The sequence below is a fragment of the Corallococcus terminator genome (assembly GCF_049194865.1).
Lineage (GTDB): Bacteria > Myxococcota > Myxococcia > Myxococcales > Myxococcaceae > Myxococcus > Myxococcus terminator_A.
Window position 1 is genome coordinate 22,304 of sequence record NZ_JBLZWL010000063.1, and the last position, 24,021, is coordinate 46,324.

Consider the following 24,021-nt stretch of genomic DNA (forward strand, 5'->3'; position numbering starts at 1 on the left):
CTCCTGGGCGGGGCTACGGCGCGGGCTCGGCCAGCAGCGCTTCGATTTCCGACTGGTACTTGGTGAGGAACTCCTCGTTGAAGCCCTCGTGGACGTGGCGCACCACCCCGCGTTTGTCGACGACGTACGTCGTGGGCATGCCGCGAACCTTCAGCGTGCTCTCGGCCACGCGAGCGTTCTCGTCGACGAGGATGGGCAGGCCCACCTTCACCTCCTTGAGGAACGGGGCGATGGCGCGCGAGTCCTCGTCCACGTTGAGCGCGTAGACCTTGAGGCCCTTGGCGCCGTACTCGCGCACGAGGTTCTCGTAGAAGGGCAGTGCGTCCCGGCACGGCTCGCACCACGTGGCCCATACATCGATGAGCACCACGCTGCCCCTGTCACTCACCAGGTCATACGGCTCGCCACCGGGGTAGCGCTTCACCTGGAAGACGAGCGGCTGCGTGCTGGAGACCTGCGTGCCCTGCTCCTCCGCGCCACCGGGGAGCGCGGGTGTGAGGGGCGGCATCGTGCTGCTGCGAGCACAGCCCGTGACGGACAGGACACCCAGGAGGACACCGAGCAGGAGGCGCATGTCAGGCAGTCTCGCCCGTGCGGGCCTTCAAGGCCACGAGCAGCTTCTCGATGAACCCACCGAAGGCGCCGTTGCTCATGACGAGGAGCACGTCACCGGGGCGCGACTCGCGAGCCACCAGGTCCACCATGGCCTGCACGTCCGTGGAGCCCTCGGCCGTGATTCCCTGCGCCTGGAGGTCGGCCACCAGCTTGCGCACGTCGAGTTCCTCGCCGACGGGCACCTTGTCATGCCGCTCGGGCACCTTGAGGCTGGCGCGGGCCGCGCCGGTGAAGGCGTGGGCGTAGTCCTCCTGGTGGATGTTGCGGCGGCTGGTGTTGGAGCGGGGCTCGAAGATGGCCCACAGCCGACGCTCCGGGTAGCGGTGGTGGATGGCGTCGATGGTCTCCCGCACGGCCGTCGGGTGGTGCGCGAAGTCGTCCACCACGAGGATTCCATTCGGCTCGCCGCGAGGCTCCTGCCTGCGCTTCACGCCCTGGAACGTGGACAGGCCCTTGGCGATTTCGTCGAAGGACAGGCCCAGGCCGCGCGCGGCGGCGATGACGCTCAGCGCGTTCTCCACGTTGTGCAGGCCGCCCATGGGCAGCTCCACCGTGCCGAGCACCGTGCCGCGCTCCACCACCTGGAAGCGCGCGCCGTTGGCACCGAAGGAGACCTCGCGAGGGACGTAGTCCGCATCCGCGCCCTCCTTCGCGACGTACGTGACGACGCGGCCCTGGCAGCCCTCGCGCGCGAGCTTCACGGCGTTGGGGTACGCGGCGCAGACGACGAGCTGTCCGTCCGCGGGGATGAGCCGGACGAACTTCTCGAACGTCGCCTCGTAGTGGGGCAAGTCGCGGAAAATGTCCGCGTGGTCGAACTCCACGCTGGTGAGGATGGCGGTGCGCGGACGGTAGTGGAGGAACTTGGAGCCCTTGTCCCAGTAGGCGGTGTCGTACTCGTCGCCCTCGACGACGAAGTGCGGCCCTTTGCCGACGCGGTAGTTGCCCGAGTAGTTCTGGGTGACGCCGCCCACGAGGAAGGACGGGTCCCTTCCGGCCTCGACGAGGACGTGGGCCATCATGGAGGACGTCGTCGTCTTGCCGTGGGTGCCGGCGACGACGACGGAGTGGGAGCGGGCGAGGAAGAGCGAGCCCAGGGCGGCGGGGAAGCTCATCTGCTTGAGGCCGCGCTCGCGGACGGCGGTGGCCTCGGGATTCACGCGGCGGATGACGTTGCCGATGATGACGAGGTCCGGCTTCGCGTCGTCCAGGTTCTCCGGACGGTAGGGCGAGGCGGCGGGGATGCCCCAGGCCTTGAGCATGTCGCTCATGGGTGGGTAGACATTCTCGTCGCTGCCGGAGACTTCGTAGCCGGCGGCCTTGAGCATTCCAGCGAAGGAGCCCATGCCGGTGCCCGCCACGCCCACCAGGTGGACGCGGCGGACGCTGCCGGGCTCGAGGGTGTCGAGGACGTTACCGTTGTCGTCAGCCATGCGTTCCCTGCGAGATGCTGGTGAGGCCGAGCGCCTCCACGACGAAGTCATGGAAGACGGGTCGGAAGTCGCGGATGCGAAGCTCCTGGCGGCCGAGCGCCACGCGGTTGGTGACGAGCGCCACCACCAGCGAGCGACGCAGATCCACCCAGAGACTCGTTCCGGTGAAGCCCAGGTGCCCGACGGCGCCCGGAGGTGAGTCGCCCACGAAGCGGCCCGCGCTGGAGCCGACCTGGGACGGTGAGTCGAAGCCCATGGAGCGCGTGCTGCCTTGCACGAGCGCATCCGTGGCGAGCGCCCGGTGCCAGAGCGGGCCCGGCGCAATCACGGGGCTGGTGCCCGCGCAGCCGTCGAGCACGGCCTGACCGAAGCGGGCCACGTCCACGGCGGTGCCGAAGAGGCCCGCGTGTCCGGCGACGCCGTCCATCACCCAGGCGTTGTCGTCGTCCACCTCACCCGGCCGCGTGGGCTGGGTGGGCACGTCCTTCCACAGCGTCTCCTGGCCGGGCGCGGGCTCGCGGGGGCGCGTGGCGCCGGTGGGCGCGGGCATGGCGTCGGCGGGGAAGTCGGTGAGGCGGTGGAAGCGGGCGGAGAGGCCGAGCGGCTCGGCGACGTGGCGGGAGAAGAGCGTGTCGAGCGGGGCGTTGGCGGCGCGGGAGAGAATCTCACCGAGGAGGATGAAGCCCACGTCGCTGTACGCGGTGCGAGTGCGAGGCGCGGCGGCGAGCGGCGTGGAGGCGGCGGCCTGGAGGACCTCGTCGCGGACGCGGGAGCGCGTGGCGGAGGGACAGGTGGCGTCGAGCAGCTCGGGGTGGGCGGTGAGGGCCTGGGCGAAGAACGGGACGAAGGGAGGCAGGCCGGAGCGGTGGTAGAGCAGGTCCGCGACGGTGGCGCCCGCGTCGCCCACGGGCGAGCCGGGGAAGTAGCGGGACACGAGGGTCTCGGGCCCCACCTTCCCTTCCGTCCACAGGCGGAGGAACAGGGCGGTGGTGCTGAGGACCTTCGTGAGCGAGGCGAGGTCGAAGCGCGTGTCGCCGGTGACTTTGCCCGCGACGCCGCCGAAGACCTGGACGCCCCGGTGGAGGACGACGGCCTGGGCGGCGGGGAAGACGCCGATGCCCACGGCCTCGTCGAGCAGCGTCTGGAGGACGGCGATGGGGTGCTGTTCAGGAGGGGCGCTCATGCACGCACGGCTCCTTCGAGGAACGTGAGCCGGGCCGAGTCCGCGTCCAGGCGGACCTGCGTGCCGAGGGCCACGGGGTAGTTGAGGGCACCGTGGCCGATGGGGAAGCCCGCAGCGCAGGGGACGCCCGACTCGCGAGCGAGGTCTCTGAGGACGTCGCCGCTGGTGTAGTCGGTGCCCCGCTCCTCGCAGGCGGTGAAGTCGCCGAGGACGATGCCGCGCACGCGGGAGAAGACGCCGGCGAGGCGGAGCTGGGTCCACATGCGGTCGAGGCGGTAGGGGCGCTCGGTGACGTCCTCGAGGAGGAGCACGGCGCCGTCGAGCGGCGGCAGGTACGGGGTGCCCAGGAGGGTGGCGAAGACGGAGAGGTTGCCGCCGACGAGGTGGCCCTCGGCGGTGCCGGGGACGTAGGTGGCGGTGCCGGTCAGCGGAGGCGGGGCCTCGGGGGACTCGAGGAGGCGGAAGAAGTAGTCGCGGACCTCGGCAGGCTGCTTGCCGAGCTGGGTGAGGACGGGCCCGTGGATGGAGACGCGGCCGAGGACCTGGAGGGCGGCGTGGACGGAGGTGAGGTCGGAGAAGCCGGTGAAGAGGCTCGGCGCGGCATCGGCGAGGGGAAGCTTGGGGAGGAGCCGGGCGCTGCCGTAGCCACCGCGGGCGCAGAAGATGGCGCGGGCGGTGGGGTCGAGGAGGGCGTGGGAGAGCTCTTCGCCGCGGCGCGAGTCGTCACCGGCGAGGTAGCGGTACGCGGAGCCGAGGTCGGGGCGGAGGACCGGGGAGTAGCGCTCGGCGATGACGGCGAGGCCGACGTCGAAGAGGGGGCGGTCGAAGGGCCCGGAGGGAGCGACGACGTGGACGGTGTCGCGGGGGCGGAGCGGGAGGGGCTTGAGCCAACGCACGGGCGCTTCATAGCACCGGGGGGACGGCGGGCATCCGGATTCGAGCCGGGAGCGTTGAGTACTCCCGGACGTCGGAACGAGGACACTGCGGTCGCTCGAAGCCCCCTCCCCTACCCGGCCGAGCGCTCCAGGACGGCCGCGAAGAACGCGTCGGTGCCGTGGCTGTGGGGGGCGACGAAGAGGAAGCCGTCGCGAAGACAGGCGTCGGAGAGCCACCCCGCGCCGGGACGGCTGAGGCGGTAGTCGGGCCGGGCCGCGAGGAAGGCGGAGACGACGTCCTCGTTCTCGGCGCGGTTCACGGTGCAGGTGGCGTAGACGAGCCGGCCCCCTGGGCGCACCAGGTCCGCGCCGCGCTGGAGGATGTCGAGTTGGAGCGGAGGGAAGTGGGCGAGGACGTCGGGGGTGATGCGGAAGCGCTGGTCGGGGCCGCGGCGGAGGGAGCCCAGCTCCGAGCAGGGAGCGTCCACGAGGACGCGGTCGGCGCCGAGGCCCGGGCTGGGAGGGGACCGGAGGACCTGGACGCGGGTGAGGCCGGCGCGGGAGGAGCGCTGGAGGAGTCGGTCGAGCCGCTCCGGGTCGGGGTCATGGGCGAAGAGGCGGCCGGAGTCGCGCATGGCGGCGCCGAGCTGGAGCGTCTTGCCCCCGGCGCCCGCGCACAGGTCGACCACGGTTTCGCCGGGGAGGGCCTCCAGGAGGAGGCCGAGGAGCTGGCTGCCCTCGTCCTGGACCTCGAAGCGGCCTTCCTGGAGGGAGGGCAGCGCGTAGAGGTTGGGCCGAGGCCCTTCGATGTGGAGGGCGAGCGGGCTCCAGGGGCCCGGGAGGGTGGAGACGCCCTCGGAGCGGAGGCGCTCGGCGAGTTCCTCACGGGAGGAGCGGAGTGGATTGAGACGGAGGGTGATGGGCCCGGGGACGTTGAGGTGGGCGCAGAAGGCGTCGGCGTCGGGGCCGAGTTCGCGGGAGAAGTGGTCGGCGAGCCAGTCCGGGAGGGAGTAGCGGAGGGCGAGTGAGGGGGGCGGCGAGGGGTTCAGGGTGGGAACGCCCTCCCCTACTCCGGCGAGCGAGGCGGCCTCGGGAGCGGGGACGTGGGCGAGGCCGTGGAGGAAGGCGAAGAGGAGGAGCGGGGGTGGAGCGTCGTCCTGGTCGAGGAGGAAGGCGAGGCGGCGGCGCCAGAGGCCGACGTTGAAGATGGCTTCCTTGAGGGCCTGGCGCTGGTCGCGGGAGAGGGAGCGATGAGCACGGAGGGTGCGATCCACGACGCGCTCGGCGGGGGAGCCGGCGAGCACGAGGGAGATGGCCTCGGAGGAAACGGGGGCGAGCCCGGCGAGGGCGGACCAGGGTGGACCCTGGAGCCGGGAGAGCGGATCAAACGGGACAGTTGACAGAGGGGGCTCCGTTCTCTAGAAAGCGCGTCATCGCTGCGGCGCCGTTACCACAGCGAGGACATATTCCCCGATAGCTCAGCCGGTAGAGCGGGTGACTGTTAATCACTAGGTCCGAGGTTCGAGTCCTCGTCGGGGAGCTGAATAGAAGGCCCTGCCAACTGGCAGGGCCTTTTTGTTTAACACGGGCCTCGCGATGAACATCGCGGGGCCTTCGTGCTTAAGCCGCTGAATCCTAAGAGATTCTGGCTCGCGGCGCTGAAGAGGGCGCTCTCGGCCCTCCACCCGGCAAGAGCGAGATGCCCCCTCTCCTCCGCCGCCGATTGGGCTCTCTGGACCGCTCTTTCCCCCGTTCTGGGGAGAGAGGCCGAGAGTGGTTAACAGGTGCTGTTAACCATTGGGGAGGTGGTTAACAACATTCCCCTGGAGACCCGCTCTTTCCGCTCTGAGGTTTCCGGAAAGGCACCTCTCTCCGCTTCTTGGATTCGTCTCTTACCTGATTTCCAGCTCCCGGCAAGCGCGCCGCAAGGCCAGGGGGGAGCCTTCAAACCAAAACTGCAAGTGAAGATGCTTTCAGGAACCTCGGATCAGCCGTCTCTGCCCGCCTTCACCGGGCCCTCGCATCTCCGCGCAAGACAGACAGCGCTCTCGTCCTGCGCCTCCCGCGAGCGCCAAGACTCCGCAGAGCACCTCCCCTCGAGAGGTGCTGCGACCCACAGGAGCGCAGCACCTCCAGCGCCCCTCGGTTTTGCCGCGCACGCTTGTTGAGGGTCGATTGAACCGGCTGGATGATGGACGCCGGAATACCGAGTCGGTTCAAGGCCCTGCGGCTGCCTGACGGCGTTGCCCCCCCGGAAGCCTTGATCCGCCTTGTGCTCCGGCCCTGACTGCGACCGTCTATTCCCCAAGGGGAATCGCCTCAAAACATCCGCCCATCATCGGTGGAGACACCCTGCCGCGCACGCCCATGATGGATTTCAGTGGTTTCACGCGCTTGCTGAAAGCGCCCATCAACGAGCTGGTCCGTGAAACGCTGTGTAACCATCAAACAGCATGCGCGGTGACACTCGGGCCCGGCCACGCGCCCCTGGCCACCGACACATCATGCGAAGCACCTCATCCCCATGGCGCGGACTAGCAGTTCCTCTCGGTGCACCAGGGCCTCGAGTTCATCGAGTAGAGGCCATCTACTCATCCACAGGGGGCATCACTTGATCGCAATCTCCGCTTTGCAGCCTTCCACCGCTCAAGCCAACTCAGCCTCGACAGTCCTCCGCCCCGTCGGGATGAGCACACTCGCTCGCCATTGAGGCGTCACATGCGAGCAAGACGTGATCCCGCCCGCAGCGCGCGGCGAAGACTTTGCCAGCAGCGTGGTCATTACAGGCCGAGACGGCGGCACATGTCCTGATCGATCTCATTCTTGATAGCCGGGGGGAAGTACAGCGTCGATATCCCCGTCAGCTCGTCCTTGCGTATGCTGCCCAGCGTCGTCTTGACAATCAGCGGCCGGCCTTGGGGGAGGAACGAAGCTTCATAAATAATGACGGGATGGGAGGTGGGGTAAAACATCTGGAGTCTCTCAATGAGCACATCAAAATTATGACGCCGATAGCCAGCAAAATTAAATCCCGCATCTCCTGCACACTCCGCCTGCCAGAGCAGAAAGTGCGAACTCGTGTCGGGCCGGCGTCTGTGGATGAGGAAATCGGTGGCCTCCAGCGAATGACATCCGGGACGGGACGGGTCAATCCCAAGGTCCGCAAACAGTGAGGCATCCGCCGAGACAGCCGCGTGCATCTCGGCGCGAAAGCCGTCCCGCCGCGCAACTCTCACCGCTTGATGGGTCGGCCAAGCAAAGACGCCAGGATGTCCATAGAAGACGCCACACACGCGCAAGCCCGCTCGCACCGGCGCCATCAGTGCGTCCACCATGGCTTGGTAGGTATCGATACGAAGCCGGTCATTGCTGTAGAGTCCATATAAGGACTCCGAGGAAGGATTGAGTAGATGCAAACGCCGTTCGGTGACCGGATCGGCGACGCAATACAAAACTTTCTGGGCGCTGCGGATGTGAGCTTCGGCATCGAACGTGATATCCGCGATTGCGCGTATGCCGCTGCCGACGACCACAAGCTGCCCTCTTTCTCGAAATTCGAGTGCCCCAAAGTAACGGATCGCCTGTTCAATAACATCGATAATGGACCAGTCTTCACCAACGACACTGTTGTGGGTCGTCGTTGTTGTTTGATCGGTGGTCGTGGTGACGTGGTCCGTGGTGTTGGTAGTGAATGTCGTGCTAGTGCTGGTGTTGGCTGTGAAGGAGCTGGTGGTGTAACTGTTCATCGAAATATTCATAGGCTGCTGGCCGGCGGCATCGAATTTATCGCTCACCACTGGAGACAGACCGGCAAGCTCAAGCTCCTTCACGGCCCGAACACGTATGGCGCCAGGGTGGCCTTTCAACACAAGCCCAGCAAGCTCTTCGGAGAGGCCGGCTTCGGATATCAGCGCCTCCGGATCGGCGCGGAAGCGACCCAGGACTAGGGGATCGGACAAGCCAGCGAGAAAATCGGTCAGCGGCGTATTGCTCATGTCTATCTCCAATAATGATAAGGCACAGCGTTACGGGTGCGCGCCCGGTACGCAAGCAAGCCCGGCACTGCATAGTCCTGCAGTTGTAGTTTGGAGGAAACGCAAGAGCCGCACCTACCCCAAACCCAGTCGCTTCGTCCTGAGCGCGTATGCCTATCCATAACTCGGTCGCCGCGTCATAGTTACGTCCGGGCCACATTGGGCAGTGCGTCACAGCGAGCGAGGCGCGAACGGTCGTACTTGTTCGCCATACCCCAGGTAGACACCGAGTAAGCCCCCGCAGGACCGAGACCAGGCGGAGCAAGCCGCCCCAGCCGAGTTCCCCAAAGCGTTGGTCGAGCTTCCGCAACTCCCCATGCACCTGTGTCGGGTAGAGGTGCGGTACTAGGCTCACACGACAGGGGATGGCGAACAGATACGTAATAGGGTCGACATTCCGCAAGACCCACGTCGCATGGTGTGCAGCACCGCCCATATGCAACCATGGAATCGTCAAGTGAAAATCTAGGTGTGACGATGGCTGGGCTAGACCACCGACTACGCGTCGTAACGATGAACGTCAAGTTGATGACGAACGACGCCGTCATCAACCAGGACGCAGTCAATGCGAGAGCGAAAGCCATCGCTGCGGCGTTCCTCCGCGACCGCTGGCCGGATGTGATCTGTCTGAACGAGGTCCTGGATGAGACCGCGCGCGACATCCTGAAGGCGCGTCTCTCTGCAGAGTGGAGCCACGTCGCGGCAAAGTTCGGGCCCACCCGAACACTGGGCATCACCGACAAGTACATGGTGATCGGGTCGATTCTCGCGGGCCTCAAGGCTGGCCATCCGCTGCTTGCGCTCCCTGCCGGCGTCGCGTTTGCAGAGATCCTCGCCAAGATCGAGGTGCCGGACGATGCCGGCCTGATGGTTCTCAGCCGCTTCCCGATCATCAACAGGGCGTTCATGTCATACGCCGACTATCGAGACACTGACAGCCTTGCCGACAAGGGCGTCGCCATGGTGCAGGTCCGCCGCTCCGCAACGTGCGTCTATAACGTTTTCGTAACCCACATGCAGGCATCGTACGCAGCGTTCGATGAGTACCGCAAGGTGCGGGCAACGCAGCTCGAGCAGGTCGAGAAATTGGTCACAACCAATGCGCTGCAAGACTTCACGACGCCTTCGCGAGCCGCAACAATTATTTGCGGTGACATGAACATCCAGGGTATCGGTCCGGCGCGCCAAGAATGGCTGGATGTCTTCCAGAACGGAAGCAAGGTCCCCTTCTTTACCACCAACATGACGGATGCGTGGGAGCGGTTCATTGCGCCGGGGACCAACGGCCTGACGGATCGCGGCGTCACCAACCGCGACGTCGAGCACGGCTGGGAGTCACGGCTCGACTACGTGTTGCTCATGGATCCGCCCTTTGCCGCGTCGCCTCCCCGTGAGCGTCGACGCTTTGCCGTCCAGCGCATGTTCCTCACCCATGTCGGGCTAAGTGATCACATCGGCGTTGCCGCCGAGCTCAATCTCCACGATGTGCACTGTTCGCCCTGCGATGCGCGGGATATGTCAGGGCTCGCAACCGGGATCTACGACCAGAATCTCGAGGACGCGGGAATGGCGTGGCTGAGGTTCTCGGGCCGCGGGGGCTGGAGCCTGACATCCGACGAGCACACGAGTTTCGAAGTCTATCTGCCCGACAATATGAGTCAGGTACTGAGGCCTCAGTACACGACCCAGCTTGGAAAGATCCCACATGCGGGCCCCGCATGGCGGCGCGGTGACACTCCGTCTCTGCGGCAGCGGGCTTGGACGTTCGTGATTCCTGTCGACCAGTTCTACGTGCGCGTGTTCCGGCACAAGGACGATGCGGGGCCGGTCCAACTCGGCTACTACCGTCATATTGGCACGAGCCCCTATGACGCCGTGCCAATTTCTCCTCAGCGCGATCCGGTCGGGTTGAACTGGGGCTCGCTCTCGACAGTGAGCGTAAACCCGCCCATGGAGCTGTGGTTCACGGCGCTAGTGCGGCGCGCGGTGAGCGGTGCGTCTCACACGTCCAAGTTCGAGGTGCTCAACCCGACGGGCGGCCGGCTGAAGCTTCGCGTCGTGCATCGACCCGACCCCGGATCGGCGACCGATGAGGAGGAATGGGGCGCGGCAGGCTCCGCAGATCCGACCTTACAGGTTATGGCGCACAGGCCCGGCGGCGAGCAGGTCTTTTTGCAAGTGACCCGCGACGACGTCGCCCAGATCGGTTTCACTGCCCGGTGGTTCAGCGCCATGAACTACCTGCGGTTCGACGTCACGGACCCTCCGAGACTAGAATGCAAGGATGAGACGGGGGCGGACTGGGCAGGCGGGGATGAAATCTCGCTGGAAGTCCGCCCTGACGGCTTCGGCGACCCTCTCAAGCTGATCGAGGGGCAGGAGGACGTCAACACCGACGACTTGCTGACCATCAAAGGCCTGCCAAACGCGAACTGGCGCCCCGAAGATACCGGCTACGTGAACAGCATCGAGGTTAAGATTGTCGAGGATGAGACGTTCGGGGACGACGAGGACGTGAAGCATATCCCAGCTCTGCCGGAAGCGGCTGCATCGAGTCGGTTCGAGGTGATACTGAAACCCGGCACGGGCGAGTATCGCCTGAATGTTCAAGTTGGCCGGGAGCCCTGAGCCGGGGCCGTGTCCTGCGTGACGCCCACGCGGCGCGACGGGTCTCGATGGCTAACCGAGTTTGGGACCAGGCGGTGTTCGCAGGCGTTCGCATGCGACCGTGCCCTCCTTCGCCGTTGATGGCAAATTCCCTCACTGTGTTTGCAGCCACTCCCCTCCTGGGCCTTCCCAATATACAGTCGCTGCGTCATGCGTGTGTCGAAGGCTGGGGCGAAACCTGCATCGTCGAGGAATGGGACTCGCGAAACGGGCCGGTGGGGCTGAGACTGGCTTGAGCCACCCCGAGCCCGCCGCTGGGGGAACAGCTCCCAGCCTGTACTGATCCTGTGCCTACCCAAAAATCCGACCGCTGCGTTATGAGTGCGTGTGCCTACCCCATACTCGGTCGCTGCGTCACGCGTGCGTCCATGCCACACTGGGCAGTGCGTCAAATCGAGTGAGCGAGGCGCCGGCACGACCATCACGACGACGAGAGCAGCCTTCATACCTAAACCGAAGTTCGTGATTCGCGATCAGGCTGGGGAGCAAGCGGGCGCGGAGTGAGCGGGAAGAGGGAGCAGGGGCACCTCTCGTTCGGCTCTGTGTGCGCAGAAAACCTGAGAGCGAGAAGGCCCTGCCCGAGGGCAAAGGTAGGCAGTGGCTGAAGAGGAAGCAGCGCCAGGCGCTGCTCCGGTGGGGGGAGAAGAGTGGCTGCCCGCTCACCTTTCGACGGTGCATGGCGGTGGCGGCCGTGGGGCGAGGGGCGTCATGCAACGCCGCCGCGCGGGCACTGGGCTGTGCCACCTCCACCGTCGTCGGTGCCGTGCGGCGCTACCGAGAGGCCGGACGCGAAGCGCTGCGAGACAGGAGAGCGGCCAACTGGAGTTGCGTCGGTTTCGTTGAGTCCGTTCAACTGTGGGAGAAGGACCCAACGATGCCGAAACCGAAGCCTCCATACCCCGCTGAGTTCCGGGCTCGAATCGTCGAGTTGGCCAAGGCGGGACGGACAACGAGCAGCTTGGCCGAGGAGTTCCACGTCACCGACACGACGGTGCGCAACTGGGTACGTCAGGGCGAGCTAGACGAAGGCAAGCGCCAGGACGGGCTGACAACGGACGAGAAGCAGGAGTTGGCCCGCTTGCGGCGCGAGGTGAAGGTGCTGCGCGAGGAGCGTGACATCCTCTCAAAAGCCGCGGCCTGGTTCGCTCAGGAGGGCGTCGGGACGCCCAAGAAGCGTTCCGATTCGTGAGCGAGAACCAGGCCGACCATGCGGTAGCGACGATGTGCCGGGTGTCACCGAGGCGGGCTACTACGCCTGGAGGGCGCGGCCCGCTTCGAAGCGGGCCGCGGAGGACGCCCAGCTCTCCGCACGCATCCACGCCATCCACTGGCGGGTGAGGTTGCCAATCACGGTCACGGCCGATTGCGTGCGTAAAGGCTAGCCAGGAAGGCATCAGGGTGAGTGAGCGAGGCGCGTGCAGTCATCGCTCTACATGGGCTGGCGACGCTGGAGGTGCCTTGGCGCTGGAGCGCTTCGAGGAAACGGAGGCAGGGCGCATCGTCTACCGAATGAAGCGGCCCATGCAGACTGGCACTGCGCAGCTGCTCTTCACCGGGATAAAACGGCTCCGCCGCCTAATTAGTTTGGCCCCCGCTGCTCCCGTTCGACATGGGGCGGCACGTTAGCACGCGCTGACGACAGGCTAGGGACGCGCGTCGCTGCCACGTCCCCAGCCGGGAACGCCTCAGGGCCGCGGCGGCCGAGCGACCAGCGCGTGTTGACAAGATGACCTTGATTCCCGACTTCTCTCCGGGTCACTGGCCAAGGGGCCGAGGTGTATGATGTGCGCGTGTCTAGCAATAACAAGCACAGACAAGGTGCGCCCGGGGGGGGCAGAGAAAGCGGCAGGAGGATCTGCCGCCACATCGCCCCGTTCCCCCCGGTAGGCGAGCGAAGCGAAGGGGCCGCAGCGCCTGCCCTCCTCCCAACCTTGTCCCTGCCCAAGGGCGGCGGCGCCATCTGGGGGATCGGCTGAGTACGGAAGACCAAATCTGGCGGGGAAACTCAAATGCAGGCTCTCCAAGTCTTGGCCGAGCTGTTCCGGGTGACAGGTGCGCTTGAGCCCGTTGACCCCGCCACACCGGCGGACCTCTCGGAGCTCAGGCGCCGGTTGGCGCATCGTCTCTTCGACCGCCCGGGCGATGGGGTATCGTCGTTCGTTCCGTCTGACGTCGTCTTTAGCGGAGTCTTGGCAGAGCTGAGGGCCGTCGTTGCCCAAGTGGAGGCGGAGCGGACCGACCTCGCGGTGAAGCCTCCGCCGTCGAGCGTTCTACGACGCGATCTTCCGCTTCGCAGCACCAACCAGGACCCGAATTTTCCGGCCCGCTCAGGCGGGCGAGCCGTGCGTCGCACCTTCGGGCCAATGCTCGAGGGGCGAGAGAGGTTCGTCTTTTTCGATCTCTTCGAGGCGACCCCGTTCGTCCAAGTATCGGGCGAAGGCGGCGTTCCCTTCCTGCTGATCCCGCTAGACGCGTCGAGCCCGGACGGACTGACCTTCGAGTTTGGGGCCGGAAGTGTGTGGCTCGACGCGCGCCTCCTCGCGGACGGCGCGCAGGGCTTCACAGGCTTGCGCGTTGCTGGAGGGACGCTCCTTTTCCCCGAGGTTGCCAGCCTGATCGGCAATCGAATCTTCGCGGGAGCCTCGAGGTGCGTCCTATCGCTGAAGCTCGCTCCGCCTGACGTCGCCCCACTCGGGATGAGCGCTGGTCAAGACGCTGCGCACGCGAGCGCGTCGCGGCCCGGGAAAGTAACGTTCGAATTGTCGTCGCTGCGAGTGGAGCGCATCGTCGCCGACGACGGCGGCTTGACCGTGTACGGCGCCGCGGTGCAGATGACCCGCACGCAAGAAGCGGCAAGGGTGCCGGAACTCGCCGACGGCGTACTGGTGCCGTACGAACCGAGCGTTCGTCGACTGACCCCCGTCGACGTGCACTCTGCGCTCATGGCCGTGAGGGGCACCTGGAGAATCGTCAGCGCCGGTTGGTATCTCCCGACCGACGCCTCGACGCCCATCGAAGAACTCGGCGAAGCTGCTGACGCGGGGGCGATGGTCCTCGTCGTCGACGACGGATTCAGCGCGGTCTGGCAGGGGCTCGAGGCGGGTGGGTACTCCGCCGATCGCGCGATGATCGCCGTGGATTCACGAGAGCTTGCCCTGATCGCCCGAGGTCGCGCGCCACGAATTGCCCGACAGAGCATGGCGTTGTGGCGTGATTCAGCGCTGGAGCTGACGTTCGAAGAGCCTTTTCCCCTACGGTTCGTCGCGTCGCGCGAGGGGGCCGAAGCCCTGATCGGGAACGCCACGCTCTCGGCGCACCTCGATCGGCCGCTTCATGCGGACGGAAGTCGCCCCCGAGTTCGTGCTCCACGAACCGTGTTCTACCTTTCTCAGCGCTCGGAAGACGTCAACGTCCACGTCTTCGCGCACCGGCGATCCGAGCCGGGCGAGTTGGTTTCACTGGCCCTCGCGAACGCGTTGCTCAAGACGACACCGGTCGAGGCGCTCATCCTCGTCGGCGTGCTGCGCGACGGAGCGCGAGTCGAAGGCGCTTTCCTGCGGCTCACCTGGAGCCTTCACGACGTCGTCCCGTTTCTACCGGATCCCTACGCGGCGAACTTCGAAACCCGGCGAAGGCTCGCGGACGTACCCTCGGCGTTTCGCCTGACCTCGGTGACGGCCTGGCCCGATCCGGACTTACCGCAGCTCACGCTCCGCATCACCCACTCTGCAGAAGGGGTCGGCGACCTCGCACAACTGCTCCCCGCGGGCCTCGATTTCCCCGAAGGAGGGCGAGACGAGGGCCTTCTGCGGCGGCTCTTCCACCGTGCCTTGGGTGACGAGGAAGAGCGGAGGCGAGCGCTGCTGGTCCTGCTCGATCTGTCGAGCAACGCCGATCACCTGGGCGTGGGAGCGGCTTTCAGGAGCACGCCGAGTCAGAGTCCCGCGTTGGCGGTGGAGGGACAATTCCTGGCTGCCTCGGTGGCGGATCTGCGCGTGGTGGCCTTGCCCCAAGTGAGTTGGGAGCCGGTCCGCACTCATCCTGACGACCTGCAGCCTGGCTTTCCGCAGCCGCTCGTCTCGCGAGACGACGGCGGGCCTCTCGTCGTCGGCGTCGCGGTCGATACCGTGCACCTGGTGCCCATCGCCCCCGAGCCCTTGCTGCGCGGAATGGTCGCGCTCACGGAGCGGCCGGACGCAGCCGGAGCGGTGCAGTTTACCTTGCCGTTTGGCATCAAGGCCGTCGCCGTCATCCATCGGGAAGGCAGGTTCCCGGACCGCCCCTCCCTGACGCTGAACCAGCCGCGCTTCGGGGCGCTCCGCGGCGGGTTGCAGGTGACGCTCCGAGCTGCGACTCCGCTCGGCCTCCCCGGCGGCGCCATCCAAACGACGAACAGCACCGCGTCCCCAGCGCAAAGCGTGCTCGGGCAGGACGTCGAGGGGTTCTTCAATAACGCGTTTCATCCGGGCGACACGATCAAGCGCGTCCCTTTGTCGCGGATCGATTTCTCGGGCTACGGCGCGAGCACGCTCAGCCGTTGGGCCAACGAAAAGGCTGCTGCTGTCGACGTCACCAAGGTCGAGTTCAACGTTCTCACCGGCCGCACCAGCTACGAGGTGGTCGAAATTCAGAGCATTCTCTGGCCGTGCATGGCGCGCGTGGTCCGGCGCATCACCATTCGGCGCGAGGGGAACGGGGCAGTGTTGCGCCGGGACAGCGGGTGGGAGGCAGCGACGCCCGGGCTCTTCATGCGCCCGGATTGCGCGTGCGTGTTCCACCCTGGCGTCGTCAAAGGCATGTACAACATCCGGGAAATTCGCGACACGCCCCGGCGCGTTCGGGTCAAGCCCGACGTCGAGCTGCGAGCCGTCTATTTCGACGCCGACATCGCGTTCGAGAACGTATCGCGCGGTCAAGCCTCCGAAGGGCTCGGACCGCATGGCGAGCGCGTCGGCTTGGTGCCTTCGCAGCGGCAGCTCGGTTTCGTGCAGTTGATCAACCTCGACTCGACTCAAAAGCACCCGCTCTCACCGCAGCAACTCGCGGAGCTGCTCGACGCGAACTCGCCGGTGGGCGGCCCGCTCGACTGCGAGATCGACGTCGGCGGTTCGGGGTTTCACTTGAGAGTGGGAAGCGCTTACGCGTTCAAGGTTCAGCAGCCAGGGCCCGGGGAGCCACACTTCGCCCTCGCCGCGTTCGGTGCTCCCGAGCTGCCGCGCGAAGGGCAATGGAACGTCGTTCGTGCGCGCAACGAGCCGGCTGACAGCCCGGAGCCAGGGCCGGTGGACCCGCTCGGCGTTCCGTTGATTCGTCGAGGAGAGGCCGCGCTGGCACCGAACGCAAACCCGCATGCCTACCGCTTCGCGGACGCCGTCGATCTCTTCGATCCGACAGAGCCCGCGACCGACTATGGCCTCTTGTTCGCGACTCAGACCTTTCGTGTTCTGTTTCCGCAGCCGAGGATCGAGTCCGGCGTCCGCAGCGTCACCAGTAAGCTCGCACCGCTCTTGGCAGACGCGTACGCGATGACCGCAGCGACCGGCGTCTTCCCCCGGCTCAAGCAGGCGCTGGCGTTTCCGAGCAACAGCTACGAGCTCCAGATCCTGGGAGCCGGACAAATGCGCCTCTCGCCGGCGCCGTTGACGCAGACGGTGCCTCCTCGAGTGCTGGAGCTCGTCAAGGCGGCCGGCATCCACGCCTTCACCGAGTATCGCGGCGGGGACAAGTTCCAGCAGGGATCCGCGCAGGTCGAGCTGAGCTTCGACTCCAGCGCACGACCGAGTTGGAAATTCAAGATGGGGCCGATCAGCACAGTGACGGACATCGAGCCGTTCGGACCGCTGATGCGCATCATCTCTACGCTGCAAGCGAACAGCAGCTCGCCTCCGAAGGGCAGCAAGCCGCTCGTCGAATTCGGCGGGGCGCTGCGGCCGGTGGAAGAGTTCATCACGGTGATGAAGGAGTTCGGGCTCCCAGTGGACCTGCAGATCGAGACACCCAACTCAGCGGAAGCCGAATGCGCCCAGAAGCTCAAGATCAAACTGGATGTGGGCAACTTCGAGCTGAGGGTACCCGGCAAGATCGAGGGTGATTTTTTTCTCGGCTTCGAGATCGGCACCACCCGCGCCGTCAAGGACTTCCCCATGCCGGGGGGCTCTGTCGAGTTGTTCGTCGAGATCGAGGGCAAGCTGCAGATCCCGATCATCAATCGCCTCATCTACGGCGGAGGCTTGTTCCGGCTGAACTTCATTACTGGATACGACCCCACGGAGAAGGAGCCCGTCAAACTCGAAATCAAGCTCGCCGCGGCCGCGGTGGGGAGCGTGGGCGAACAGCACCTCATCCCCGGACTCCTCACGCTCGAAGGGGAGGTGCGCTACGGCTACGTGTTCGTCGCTGATTTCGCGAAGAAGGAATATCACCCTGGGGTCTTGCTGGGCCTGGCGGTGACGGCGGGGATCTCGGCCGGCAAGCAGGCGCTGTTCAAGGTGAGTATTGAAGCTGAGGTCATCGGCCTGGTGAAGCGGGTCGACGACGAAGAGATCAACGTTCGGGCCGAGTTCACCGTCGCGGGTGAAATCGAGCTCTTCCAGGTACTGGACGTCGAATACTCGATCGAGACCGAGTGGGACCAAAAGCTGCCCAGCAAGTTGATCGCGGCGCTGGCTGTCGCATCGCATTTTGGCCTCTTGCCCGTCCCGATCCCGCCTTGAGGGAAACAGAATCATGGCCAATACCGCTGCACGGTTGAGTGTGCTCGCGTTCCCGCAGTTCTGGGACGGAACTCAGATCGGTCTCCGGGTTCTCGTGTTGCCCAAGGGCAACCCGCGTGAGTCCCTGTTGCCGGGAACCCCGGCGTTCGCGGACGCGGCTCTCGGGCTCGACGTCGTGTTGACCTCCGGGCTCGAGGCGATGCCGAGCCCCGGCGTGAAGACAGCGCGTGTGACCGTCGACCTCGATACGCCGAACCAGCGCGCCGCGCTGTTCGCCGAACTGGAAGGGGCCTTCAACATCAAGCCGGCCCCGCCGGCGCGCGTGCTCCGTCCGCCCCAGACCCAGATCATGAAGTTTTTGACTCCGAGCTACCGCAACGCGTTTGCGTTCGACGGTCCGCGCACGCGGTTCGCCGTCACGGACGATAGCTACAAGTGCGCGCTCACGGAGACCAACGTCGCGACTCAAGCGCCGCGGCCTCCTCTGACTGACGAGGTCACCTGGGGACAGGTCGTCGCCTTTGCGCTCAAGAATCCTCTGCTCGCCGAAGCGTTGGGGCTCCTCTACAGGGATATCGTCGTCCCGGCCGAAGGCATCTTCGACACCGGCGGCTGGTTGCACGTCGCGCTGACGCCCGGCAGCGCGTACGCGAGCGAGACCGCGGCCGACCCCAGCCTGCTTTCGCTCTACGCCGCGCGTGTCCCAGCGTTGACGGAACCGCGAGCCCTCTTTGCCGCCGTGCTTTTTCCGGTGCTCGCGGCCCCGCCCGGCAGCTACGACGACGTCTTCGTGGAAGCCGAGTCGTACGACGACGGCTTCGCCAAGATCGTCCATGGCGCTCAACCGCGCACGATGGGCGTGGTCGACCTGGATCCATCGGATCCTCTCCCCGTGAAGGACATCGGCGTCCGGCTGGGATGGGACGACGAACAGATCGCGATCTGGCTGAACCGCAGCATCGATCCGGCCGTCGCCGAGGACACTCTGCTCGGCGTCGGCGGCTATCGACTGGACGTACGGCACGCCGGCTCGGCTGATTGGCACTCGATGGTGAAGGCGCGCGGTCCCGTGCAAGTCGGACCGCTCGCCGTCGGAACCTTCGACGCCGAGCTCGCGGTGCAGACGGCGCCAGTTCAACTGCAGGGTCAGAAGAGTGGCAACTTTTGGCTCCCGAGCTACTTCGTGTCGTGGGCGGGGCGCTCGGTCGTCGTGCGCGATCGCGCTGCTTTCGAGGTCTCGGGGCAAATCGCCGTCGCGGCTCCGACGCTTGAGCCGATCGACGACGACGCCGTTCCGCTGCGCTATGGTCGCGACTACGAATTCCGCGTCCGGCTCCGCGATCTGAGCGGCGGCGGGCCTGGTGCCGACCGAGACCCCCGTAACCCCGCACCAGCACCGATCGCGCAAGTACCGTTCCGTCGCTGGGTGCCGCCGAAGGAAGTCGCGGTAACGGAGGAGCCGTCGCGTTTGCTCGTCCACCGCCCGCTCATCGGCTATCCGGATCTCGTCTTCACCGGTTTCGACGCGCCCGTCGACGCGCTGCTGGCAGATACCCCGCGGGCGCTCTTGGAGCAGAGGGAGACCGGGGTCCCCGACCCGGATGTCGTCGCCGTTCAAATCGCCGTGGAGGTGCGCACCTTGGAAGGCGATGACCGCGTGAGAGGGAGGCGAGGGCCGCACCTACGGCTGTACACGACCGTCCGACACTTCGCAGCCGGCGCCCCGCTCCACGCCCCTTTGGAGGTCGAATTCAACTTTCGCGACGTCAAGGATGTCCGCGAGCTACAGCCGGCCGATCCGTTCGAGGCCCAACCCGGGGTCGGGCCGCTGGCCTTGCCGACCGCACGCGACGTTCGGCTGCGGTTGCGTGCCGTGGGGAAGCCCGATCCCGGGCTCGCGTACTTCGGTTCGGAAGCAGCGCGGCTCGCGCAGCGCGACGTGAGTGTCGCGCTGCGCGCTCCAGCCGCCGACGAGCGCGAGCTCTTCGTCCGGCGGCCTGCCGGCGAGCAGATCCGTGCGTTTTTCCTTCAACCCGAGCCAGCGGCGACCAGTCAACTTGCCGCTGAGGCCGCGCTTCAGGGGCGAAGCGGGGAGGTCCCCCCGGACCTCGCTCAATGCTTGGCACAGCGCCTCGACTTGAACGCCGTCGGCTTGACCCTGAGCGGCAGGGGACGGCGCACCGTCTTCGGCTGCTCCTCCCACCTGGCACACACCCTGAGCTCGGCGCGGGCGGCCATCACGTTCGGCTCCAAGGCGGAGCTCGCGCAGCAATGGATCGTGGCGCTCAGCGTTCAGCTCGACCGCGACTGGACCTGGGACGGCGTGGCTCCTCGCGGCTTCGAGATCCATCGGGCGAACGGAGAGGTCGCCGGGACCATCGAGCTACCGCGCTCCGTCAGTCGCGAGGCCCTCGACGGCGACGAGCGAGGCCAGACCGATCTCGTCTTTTTCGACGCTGTCGACGGCAAGCCGCCCGCCGGGAGTCACCCCGCGGAGTTGATGCGCCGGTACTCCATCGTTCCCGTCTTCTGGCAACCGACGCCCGTCGCAGATCCGCCACTCGAATGGCCGTTGCGTCTACCGATCACCGCCCCACCGCGACAGACACCGAGGCTCGTCGCGGCCGGCATCGCGCTCTCGCCCTACGAGAAGGCCGACGACTACTCCTCCACCGAGGGGCGCCGCCGCCATCTGTGGCTGGAGTTCGAAGCCGCGCCGGATGACCCCGACGATCTCTACTTCGCTCGAGTGCTCGCGTACGCACCGGATCCGCTGCTTTTGCACGAGGACGAGGAGGTGCGGGCTCCGCCGGAACCCGGGTTGCCGATCGATCCGGAAACCATTCGGATTATCACCCCTGGGCAACCTGGCGACCACGCGGGCCTGGACGCCATGCAGGCGTTGATCCCCGCGACGCCGCGCGAACCAGGCCAACCCGTGCGGCATTTCCTTCTCCCTCTTCCGCCCGGTGCCGACCCTGCCAGTCCGAGACTCTTCGGCTTCTTCGTCTACGAGTTGCGCGTTGGACACGACGCCAGCCGCTGGTGCACCGCACAGGCGCGATTTGGCCTGCCGTTGCGGGTCACCGGCGTTCAGCACCCTGCACCGGCGCTGGTCTGCGCCGCGACCCGGCTTCCCGACTACGTCGCCGTGAGCGCGCCTCTCGCCACACCTGTCCTCGACGGTCGAAGCTTGCGACCGAATCACCCGCGCACCGACATCTGGGCGCTGCTCTACGCGCAGGTGATGCAGCTCGATGGGGTATCGAAGCGCAACATACTCATCGGTCGCGCGCTCGCCGAAACGGAAGTCGCTCCCAGGGACCAACGTTTGGCCGACTACCCCCGACAGCATGCCCGAGCCCGCTTCGATCAGAAATCCATCCTAGAATCCCTCACGGCCCTGGGGCTCCCCGCGGGCGCCGGGCTCACGGCGATGGCGGTCGAGGTTTATCACGGCGCCCTCGAGAGCTCCGATCCACTCGGCACTGGTTTGGGTCAGGTTCGGATCCTGCGCGCCTCGAATCTGACCCCGGTCCCAGCGATGTGCGCTCCGGCGTAGCTCGTGGACAGCGCGCCGTTCAAGCGTACGGAAACCGATTCGGTTATCTGCGCCGAGTTCGGGACGGCGAGAAAGACCGATCCCGCGGGTCAGGGTGTTGAGGAATCTCTCGCCCCGACCGAAGACCGTATCGCCGACGCGACGACGCGCGCGAAACGCACGCTCGGCGTACTCGAGTTCCTCGTCGCCTTTCGTCCCGAGCGCGAGCGGACAACCTTGCCTTCGCGCACGAGACGGCTCGACCACGCGAGCAGCGCGCCGAACGTCTGAGTTCGGCAAGGGGAGATACCGTCGGGACGACGGACGAACATTCGGACTCTATCAGCCGGGAGTGAGCGCCGTCCCATGCATTTGCGACAGCGGCCCGCGAGATCCTCGCGCCACTGGTGCTGGAGTACCTCCGCCGCCATCCGGACGTGCATGTCGACGTCGTGACCGAAGGCCGGCTGGTCGACGTCGTCGCCGAGGGGTTCGACTTCGGCGTGCGGATGGCGAACCTCGTGCCCACCGACATGATTGCAATTCCGCTGGGAGAGCCCCAACGCCATGCCATCGTCGCTTCGCCGGCGTACCTGAAGAAGCACGGTCGGCCGCGCGTCCCACCGGACCTCTTCCGTCATCGGTGTATCCGGGTGCGCTTGCCGAACGGCAGCCTCTTCCGGTGGGAGTTCCGTAAGCGGGGGCAGACGGCCCTGATCGATGTGACGGGGCCCCTCACGCTGGACGAGGCCAGCCTCTCGCGGATCGCCGTCCTGGAGGGCATCGGACTCGGCTTTTTCATGGAGCCGGACGTGCGAGGCGACATCGAAGCGGGACGCCTCGTTCGCGTGCTCGAGGACTGGACACCGGAGCTCGCTCGGCTCTGCCTCTACTACCCTGGCCGACGCAATTCCTCGGCCGCTCACACGGCGTTCGTCGCACTGGCCCGCGACGCCGCGGTAGCTCGCAAATGAGGCTCGCAGAATGAAAAGACCGCTGCGTCAATAGTCGTGCAGCTCATCGTCCGCGATTCCCTGGGTATGGTCGATGCACTCATCCAAAGTCACATTGACACCGAAGGTGAGAAGGCCCATGGCGTGGGATTCTGCGAAGAGCGCGCCCAGCGCGCAGCAGCCAAGCCACCGACGCAATGCCCCATCCCCGGTGGGCATCGGCGAGCAGAAACTCGACACCCTCCAATCCATCCCCCGGAGCTGCTGCGCACTGCGCGCAGAAACCAGACCTGCCCCTCGCCCCACTCCAAGCCCTTTTGTCCGGCGCCGAGGACACGACAGGAGCGGACGGAGCCAAGCCGCCCGGCAGCCCGGCGCGGCTGGCCCAACGGCCACCCGCAGCGACATCTTCCCTGACACAGGGGGATACCGTCGGCTGGCAGGTGCGTACTTCCTGGAGCAATGAAGGCGTGCGTGGGAAGCCGGCACCGTCATCCACATCAAGGCCCCGGGAGAAGGGTTCGACACTGGGGGCGTCGTGCACGCCGCCAGCCATCCGCAGAGTCCGATCGCCACGTTCCGCCGCTACATGGCCCCTGCTCGACCACGGGCGACATTGCCCGGCGGAGGGACCGGAAGCAGGGCGCATGAATGGCCGCCGGCTCAGCGGCCCCTGCGCGCGGCGGGACGCGTCCAATCTGTTGCTCGCGGCCTGGAGACACGACCGCCGGGCCCCCATGAAGGAGGGTCCGGCGGCGGAATGCGACGCTTCAGCAGGGACGGCGGGGACTACCGGGCGTCGCGCGGGTCCACGGTGAGGCAGGGCTCCATCTTCTCGGGGGGGACGAGGTACAGCTCCTCGCGGCCCAGGTTCTGGGTGATGCCCGGCGTGGCGAAGCCAATCTGGCCGCCGCCGTCAAACACGAGGGCCGTCCAGTCGTTCTGCGAAGGGGCGTGCCAGCTGGTGGCGCTGCCGTTGCGGTCGAAGTCCAAGCTGTAGTTCACCCGGTCGATGATCCCATCGGCATTGAAATCGAGGTTGGCGCTCGCGTTGCCGACGACCTGGACGCCGTTGACGCGCAGCCCACTGATGCGGGCCAGGTCCTCTTCAGTGGTAGGGGCGACGGGCGCCAAGGCGGTAGCCTCGTTGACGATCCACTCGACGACGCCGGCCACCTTCACGCGCGCATAGAACTGGTACTCGTAGTTCATGACGCTCAGGTAGTTGGGCTTGTAGTGGCTGTCATCGTTCCCGCCGTGGCGCAGGCCGATGTTGTGCCCCAGCTCGTGCATGAGGGTGCCGGCCAGCTGCAGCTCGGTGCCATTGAAAGAGGCCACCGTCACCACGAAGTCATGCGCGGGAATGCCGCGAGAGTTACCACTGGAGAAGCCCCCGTCGTATTGTTTCGCGAACACCATGTAGTGGAAGTAGGGCGCGCGGAGCGCGGCGAAGTACTTTCCCTTGATGACGTCGAAGTCCGTCCAGACGGGGTTGAGGTCCTGGTCCGCGTCCGCGGCGGCGATCTGCTGGTCCACCACGATGTGCAGGGTGATGCCCGTGGAGCCATCCGGGTTCGTCACCGGCGCGTTGGCGAAGGCGGTGATGACCCGGTTCAGCATGGCCTGGGTGGGCCTTTGGTTGGGGTAGTAGTCCGCCTCGACGAAGATGTCCTTCCTGCGCGCGTTCGCGCCGAGGGCCGTCAGGTCCAGGCCGCCGCCGAAGCCGAACGACTCCGCGTAGTCGTTGAGTCGGTCTCCGTCCGTGTCGGGGTTGTTGGGATTGGTGCCCAGCAACAACTCCACCGTGTCGCAGACGCCGTCGCGGTCCGTATCGGGGAGAAGCGAGCAGGCGGGGATTGGGAGGGGGATGGCCGTCGCGGACTCCACACCCTGGCGGGTGCTGGCCGGCTCCGCTTCCGGGAGGTCGGCGCCGCCACACCCGTTCAACCCCAGGAGCGCGACGGAAGCTGTCAGCAGAGCCTTGTGAAGCCTAGACATAAGATTCTT

11 protein-coding genes, 1 tRNA gene and 5 pseudogenes are annotated in these 24,021 nt (G+C 66.4%); 9 read left to right on the plus strand and 8 right to left on the minus strand.

Annotated features, from left to right (window positions below; translation table 11 throughout):
* Positions 1 to 13: 13 nt before the first annotated feature.
* The 5 genes from ACN469_RS20035 to ACN469_RS20055 all read right to left on the minus strand — a co-directional run bounded on the left by ACN469_RS20035 (position 14) and on the right by ACN469_RS20055 (position 5,380).
* Complete coding sequence (locus ACN469_RS20035) at positions 14 to 574, minus strand: TlpA family protein disulfide reductase (RefSeq protein ID WP_498770251.1); 561 nt, start codon at positions 572 to 574, stop codon at positions 14 to 16.
* Between the two features lies 1 nt (position 575).
* Positions 576 to 2,048 (minus strand): UDP-N-acetylmuramate:L-alanyl-gamma-D-glutamyl-meso-diaminopimelate ligase, encoded by a 1,473-nt coding sequence (mpl, locus tag ACN469_RS20040; RefSeq protein WP_498770253.1) that lies wholly within the window; start codon positions 2,046 to 2,048, stop codon positions 576 to 578.
* Positions 2,041 to 3,231, minus strand: a complete 1,191-nt coding sequence (locus tag ACN469_RS20045) for a serine hydrolase domain-containing protein (protein ID WP_498770255.1) — start codon at positions 3,229 to 3,231, stop codon at positions 2,041 to 2,043. The genes mpl and ACN469_RS20045 overlap by 8 nt, the downstream gene beginning before the upstream one ends.
* Positions 3,228 to 4,127 carry a S66 peptidase family protein gene (locus ACN469_RS20050; RefSeq protein WP_498770257.1) on the minus strand — a complete coding sequence of 300 codons (900 nt, stop codon included), beginning with the start codon at positions 4,125 to 4,127 and terminating at the stop codon, positions 3,228 to 3,230. The genes ACN469_RS20045 and ACN469_RS20050 overlap by 4 nt, the downstream gene beginning before the upstream one ends.
* A 110-nt stretch (positions 4,128 to 4,237) precedes the next feature.
* Positions 4,238 to 5,380, minus strand: a complete 1,143-nt coding sequence (locus tag ACN469_RS20055; protein ID WP_498770259.1) for an RsmB/NOP family class I SAM-dependent RNA methyltransferase — start codon at positions 5,378 to 5,380, stop codon at positions 4,238 to 4,240.
* Between the two features lie 193 nt (positions 5,381 to 5,573).
* Between ACN469_RS20055 and ACN469_RS20060 the strand changes: the two genes are divergently transcribed.
* A tRNA-Asn gene (locus ACN469_RS20060) sits at positions 5,574 to 5,646 on the plus strand.
* Positions 5,647 to 6,886: 1,240 nt separating this feature from the next.
* Here ACN469_RS20060 and ACN469_RS20065 read toward each other — a convergent pair.
* Positions 6,887 to 8,101, minus strand: a complete 1,215-nt coding sequence (locus tag ACN469_RS20065) for an SAM-dependent methyltransferase (protein ID WP_498770261.1) — start codon at positions 8,099 to 8,101, stop codon at positions 6,887 to 6,889.
* A 552-nt stretch (positions 8,102 to 8,653) separates the two neighbouring features.
* Here ACN469_RS20065 and ACN469_RS20070 point away from each other — a divergent pair.
* The 8 genes and pseudogenes from ACN469_RS20070 to ACN469_RS20105 all read left to right on the plus strand — a co-directional run.
* Positions 8,654 to 10,768, plus strand: a complete 2,115-nt coding sequence (locus ACN469_RS20070; protein WP_498770263.1) for an endonuclease/exonuclease/phosphatase family protein — start codon at positions 8,654 to 8,656, stop codon at positions 10,766 to 10,768.
* Positions 10,769 to 11,483: 715 nt separating this feature from the next.
* Positions 11,484 to 11,609, plus strand: a pseudogene (locus ACN469_RS20075) (helix-turn-helix domain-containing protein); the annotation flags it as partial.
* A gap of 72 nt (positions 11,610 to 11,681) precedes the next feature.
* A pseudogene (locus ACN469_RS20080) lies at positions 11,682 to 11,840 on the plus strand (transposase); the annotation flags it as partial.
* A gap of 21 nt (positions 11,841 to 11,861) precedes the next feature.
* Positions 11,862 to 12,135: pseudogene (locus tag ACN469_RS20085) on the plus strand (IS3-like element ISMxa1 family transposase); the annotation flags it as partial.
* Positions 12,136 to 13,149: 1,014 nt separating this feature from the next.
* The gene (locus ACN469_RS20090; protein WP_498770265.1) at positions 13,150 to 17,520 is read left to right on the plus strand and encodes a hypothetical protein; all 4,371 of its coding nucleotides are present in this window, start codon (positions 13,150 to 13,152) and stop codon (positions 17,518 to 17,520) included.
* A gap of 13 nt (positions 17,521 to 17,533) precedes the next feature.
* Entirely contained in the window at positions 17,534 to 21,082 is a 3,549-nt protein-coding gene (locus tag ACN469_RS20095) for a hypothetical protein (RefSeq protein ID WP_498770266.1), read from the plus strand.
* 3 nt (positions 21,083 to 21,085) lie between these two features.
* Entirely contained in the window at positions 21,086 to 21,352 is a 267-nt protein-coding gene (locus ACN469_RS20100; RefSeq protein ID WP_498770268.1) for a hypothetical protein, read from the plus strand.
* Between the two features lie 89 nt (positions 21,353 to 21,441).
* A pseudogene (locus tag ACN469_RS20105) lies at positions 21,442 to 22,035 on the plus strand (LysR substrate-binding domain-containing protein); the annotation flags it as partial.
* A gap of 30 nt (positions 22,036 to 22,065) precedes the next feature.
* Here ACN469_RS20105 and ACN469_RS20110 read toward each other — a convergent pair.
* A pseudogene (locus ACN469_RS20110) lies at positions 22,066 to 22,266 on the minus strand (hypothetical protein); the annotation flags it as partial.
* A gap of 537 nt (positions 22,267 to 22,803) precedes the next feature.
* Positions 22,804 to 24,012 carry a hypothetical protein gene (locus ACN469_RS20115; protein ID WP_498770270.1) on the minus strand — a complete coding sequence of 403 codons (1,209 nt, stop codon included), beginning with the start codon at positions 24,010 to 24,012 and terminating at the stop codon, positions 22,804 to 22,806.
* Between the last annotated feature and the right edge of the window lie 9 nt (positions 24,013 to 24,021).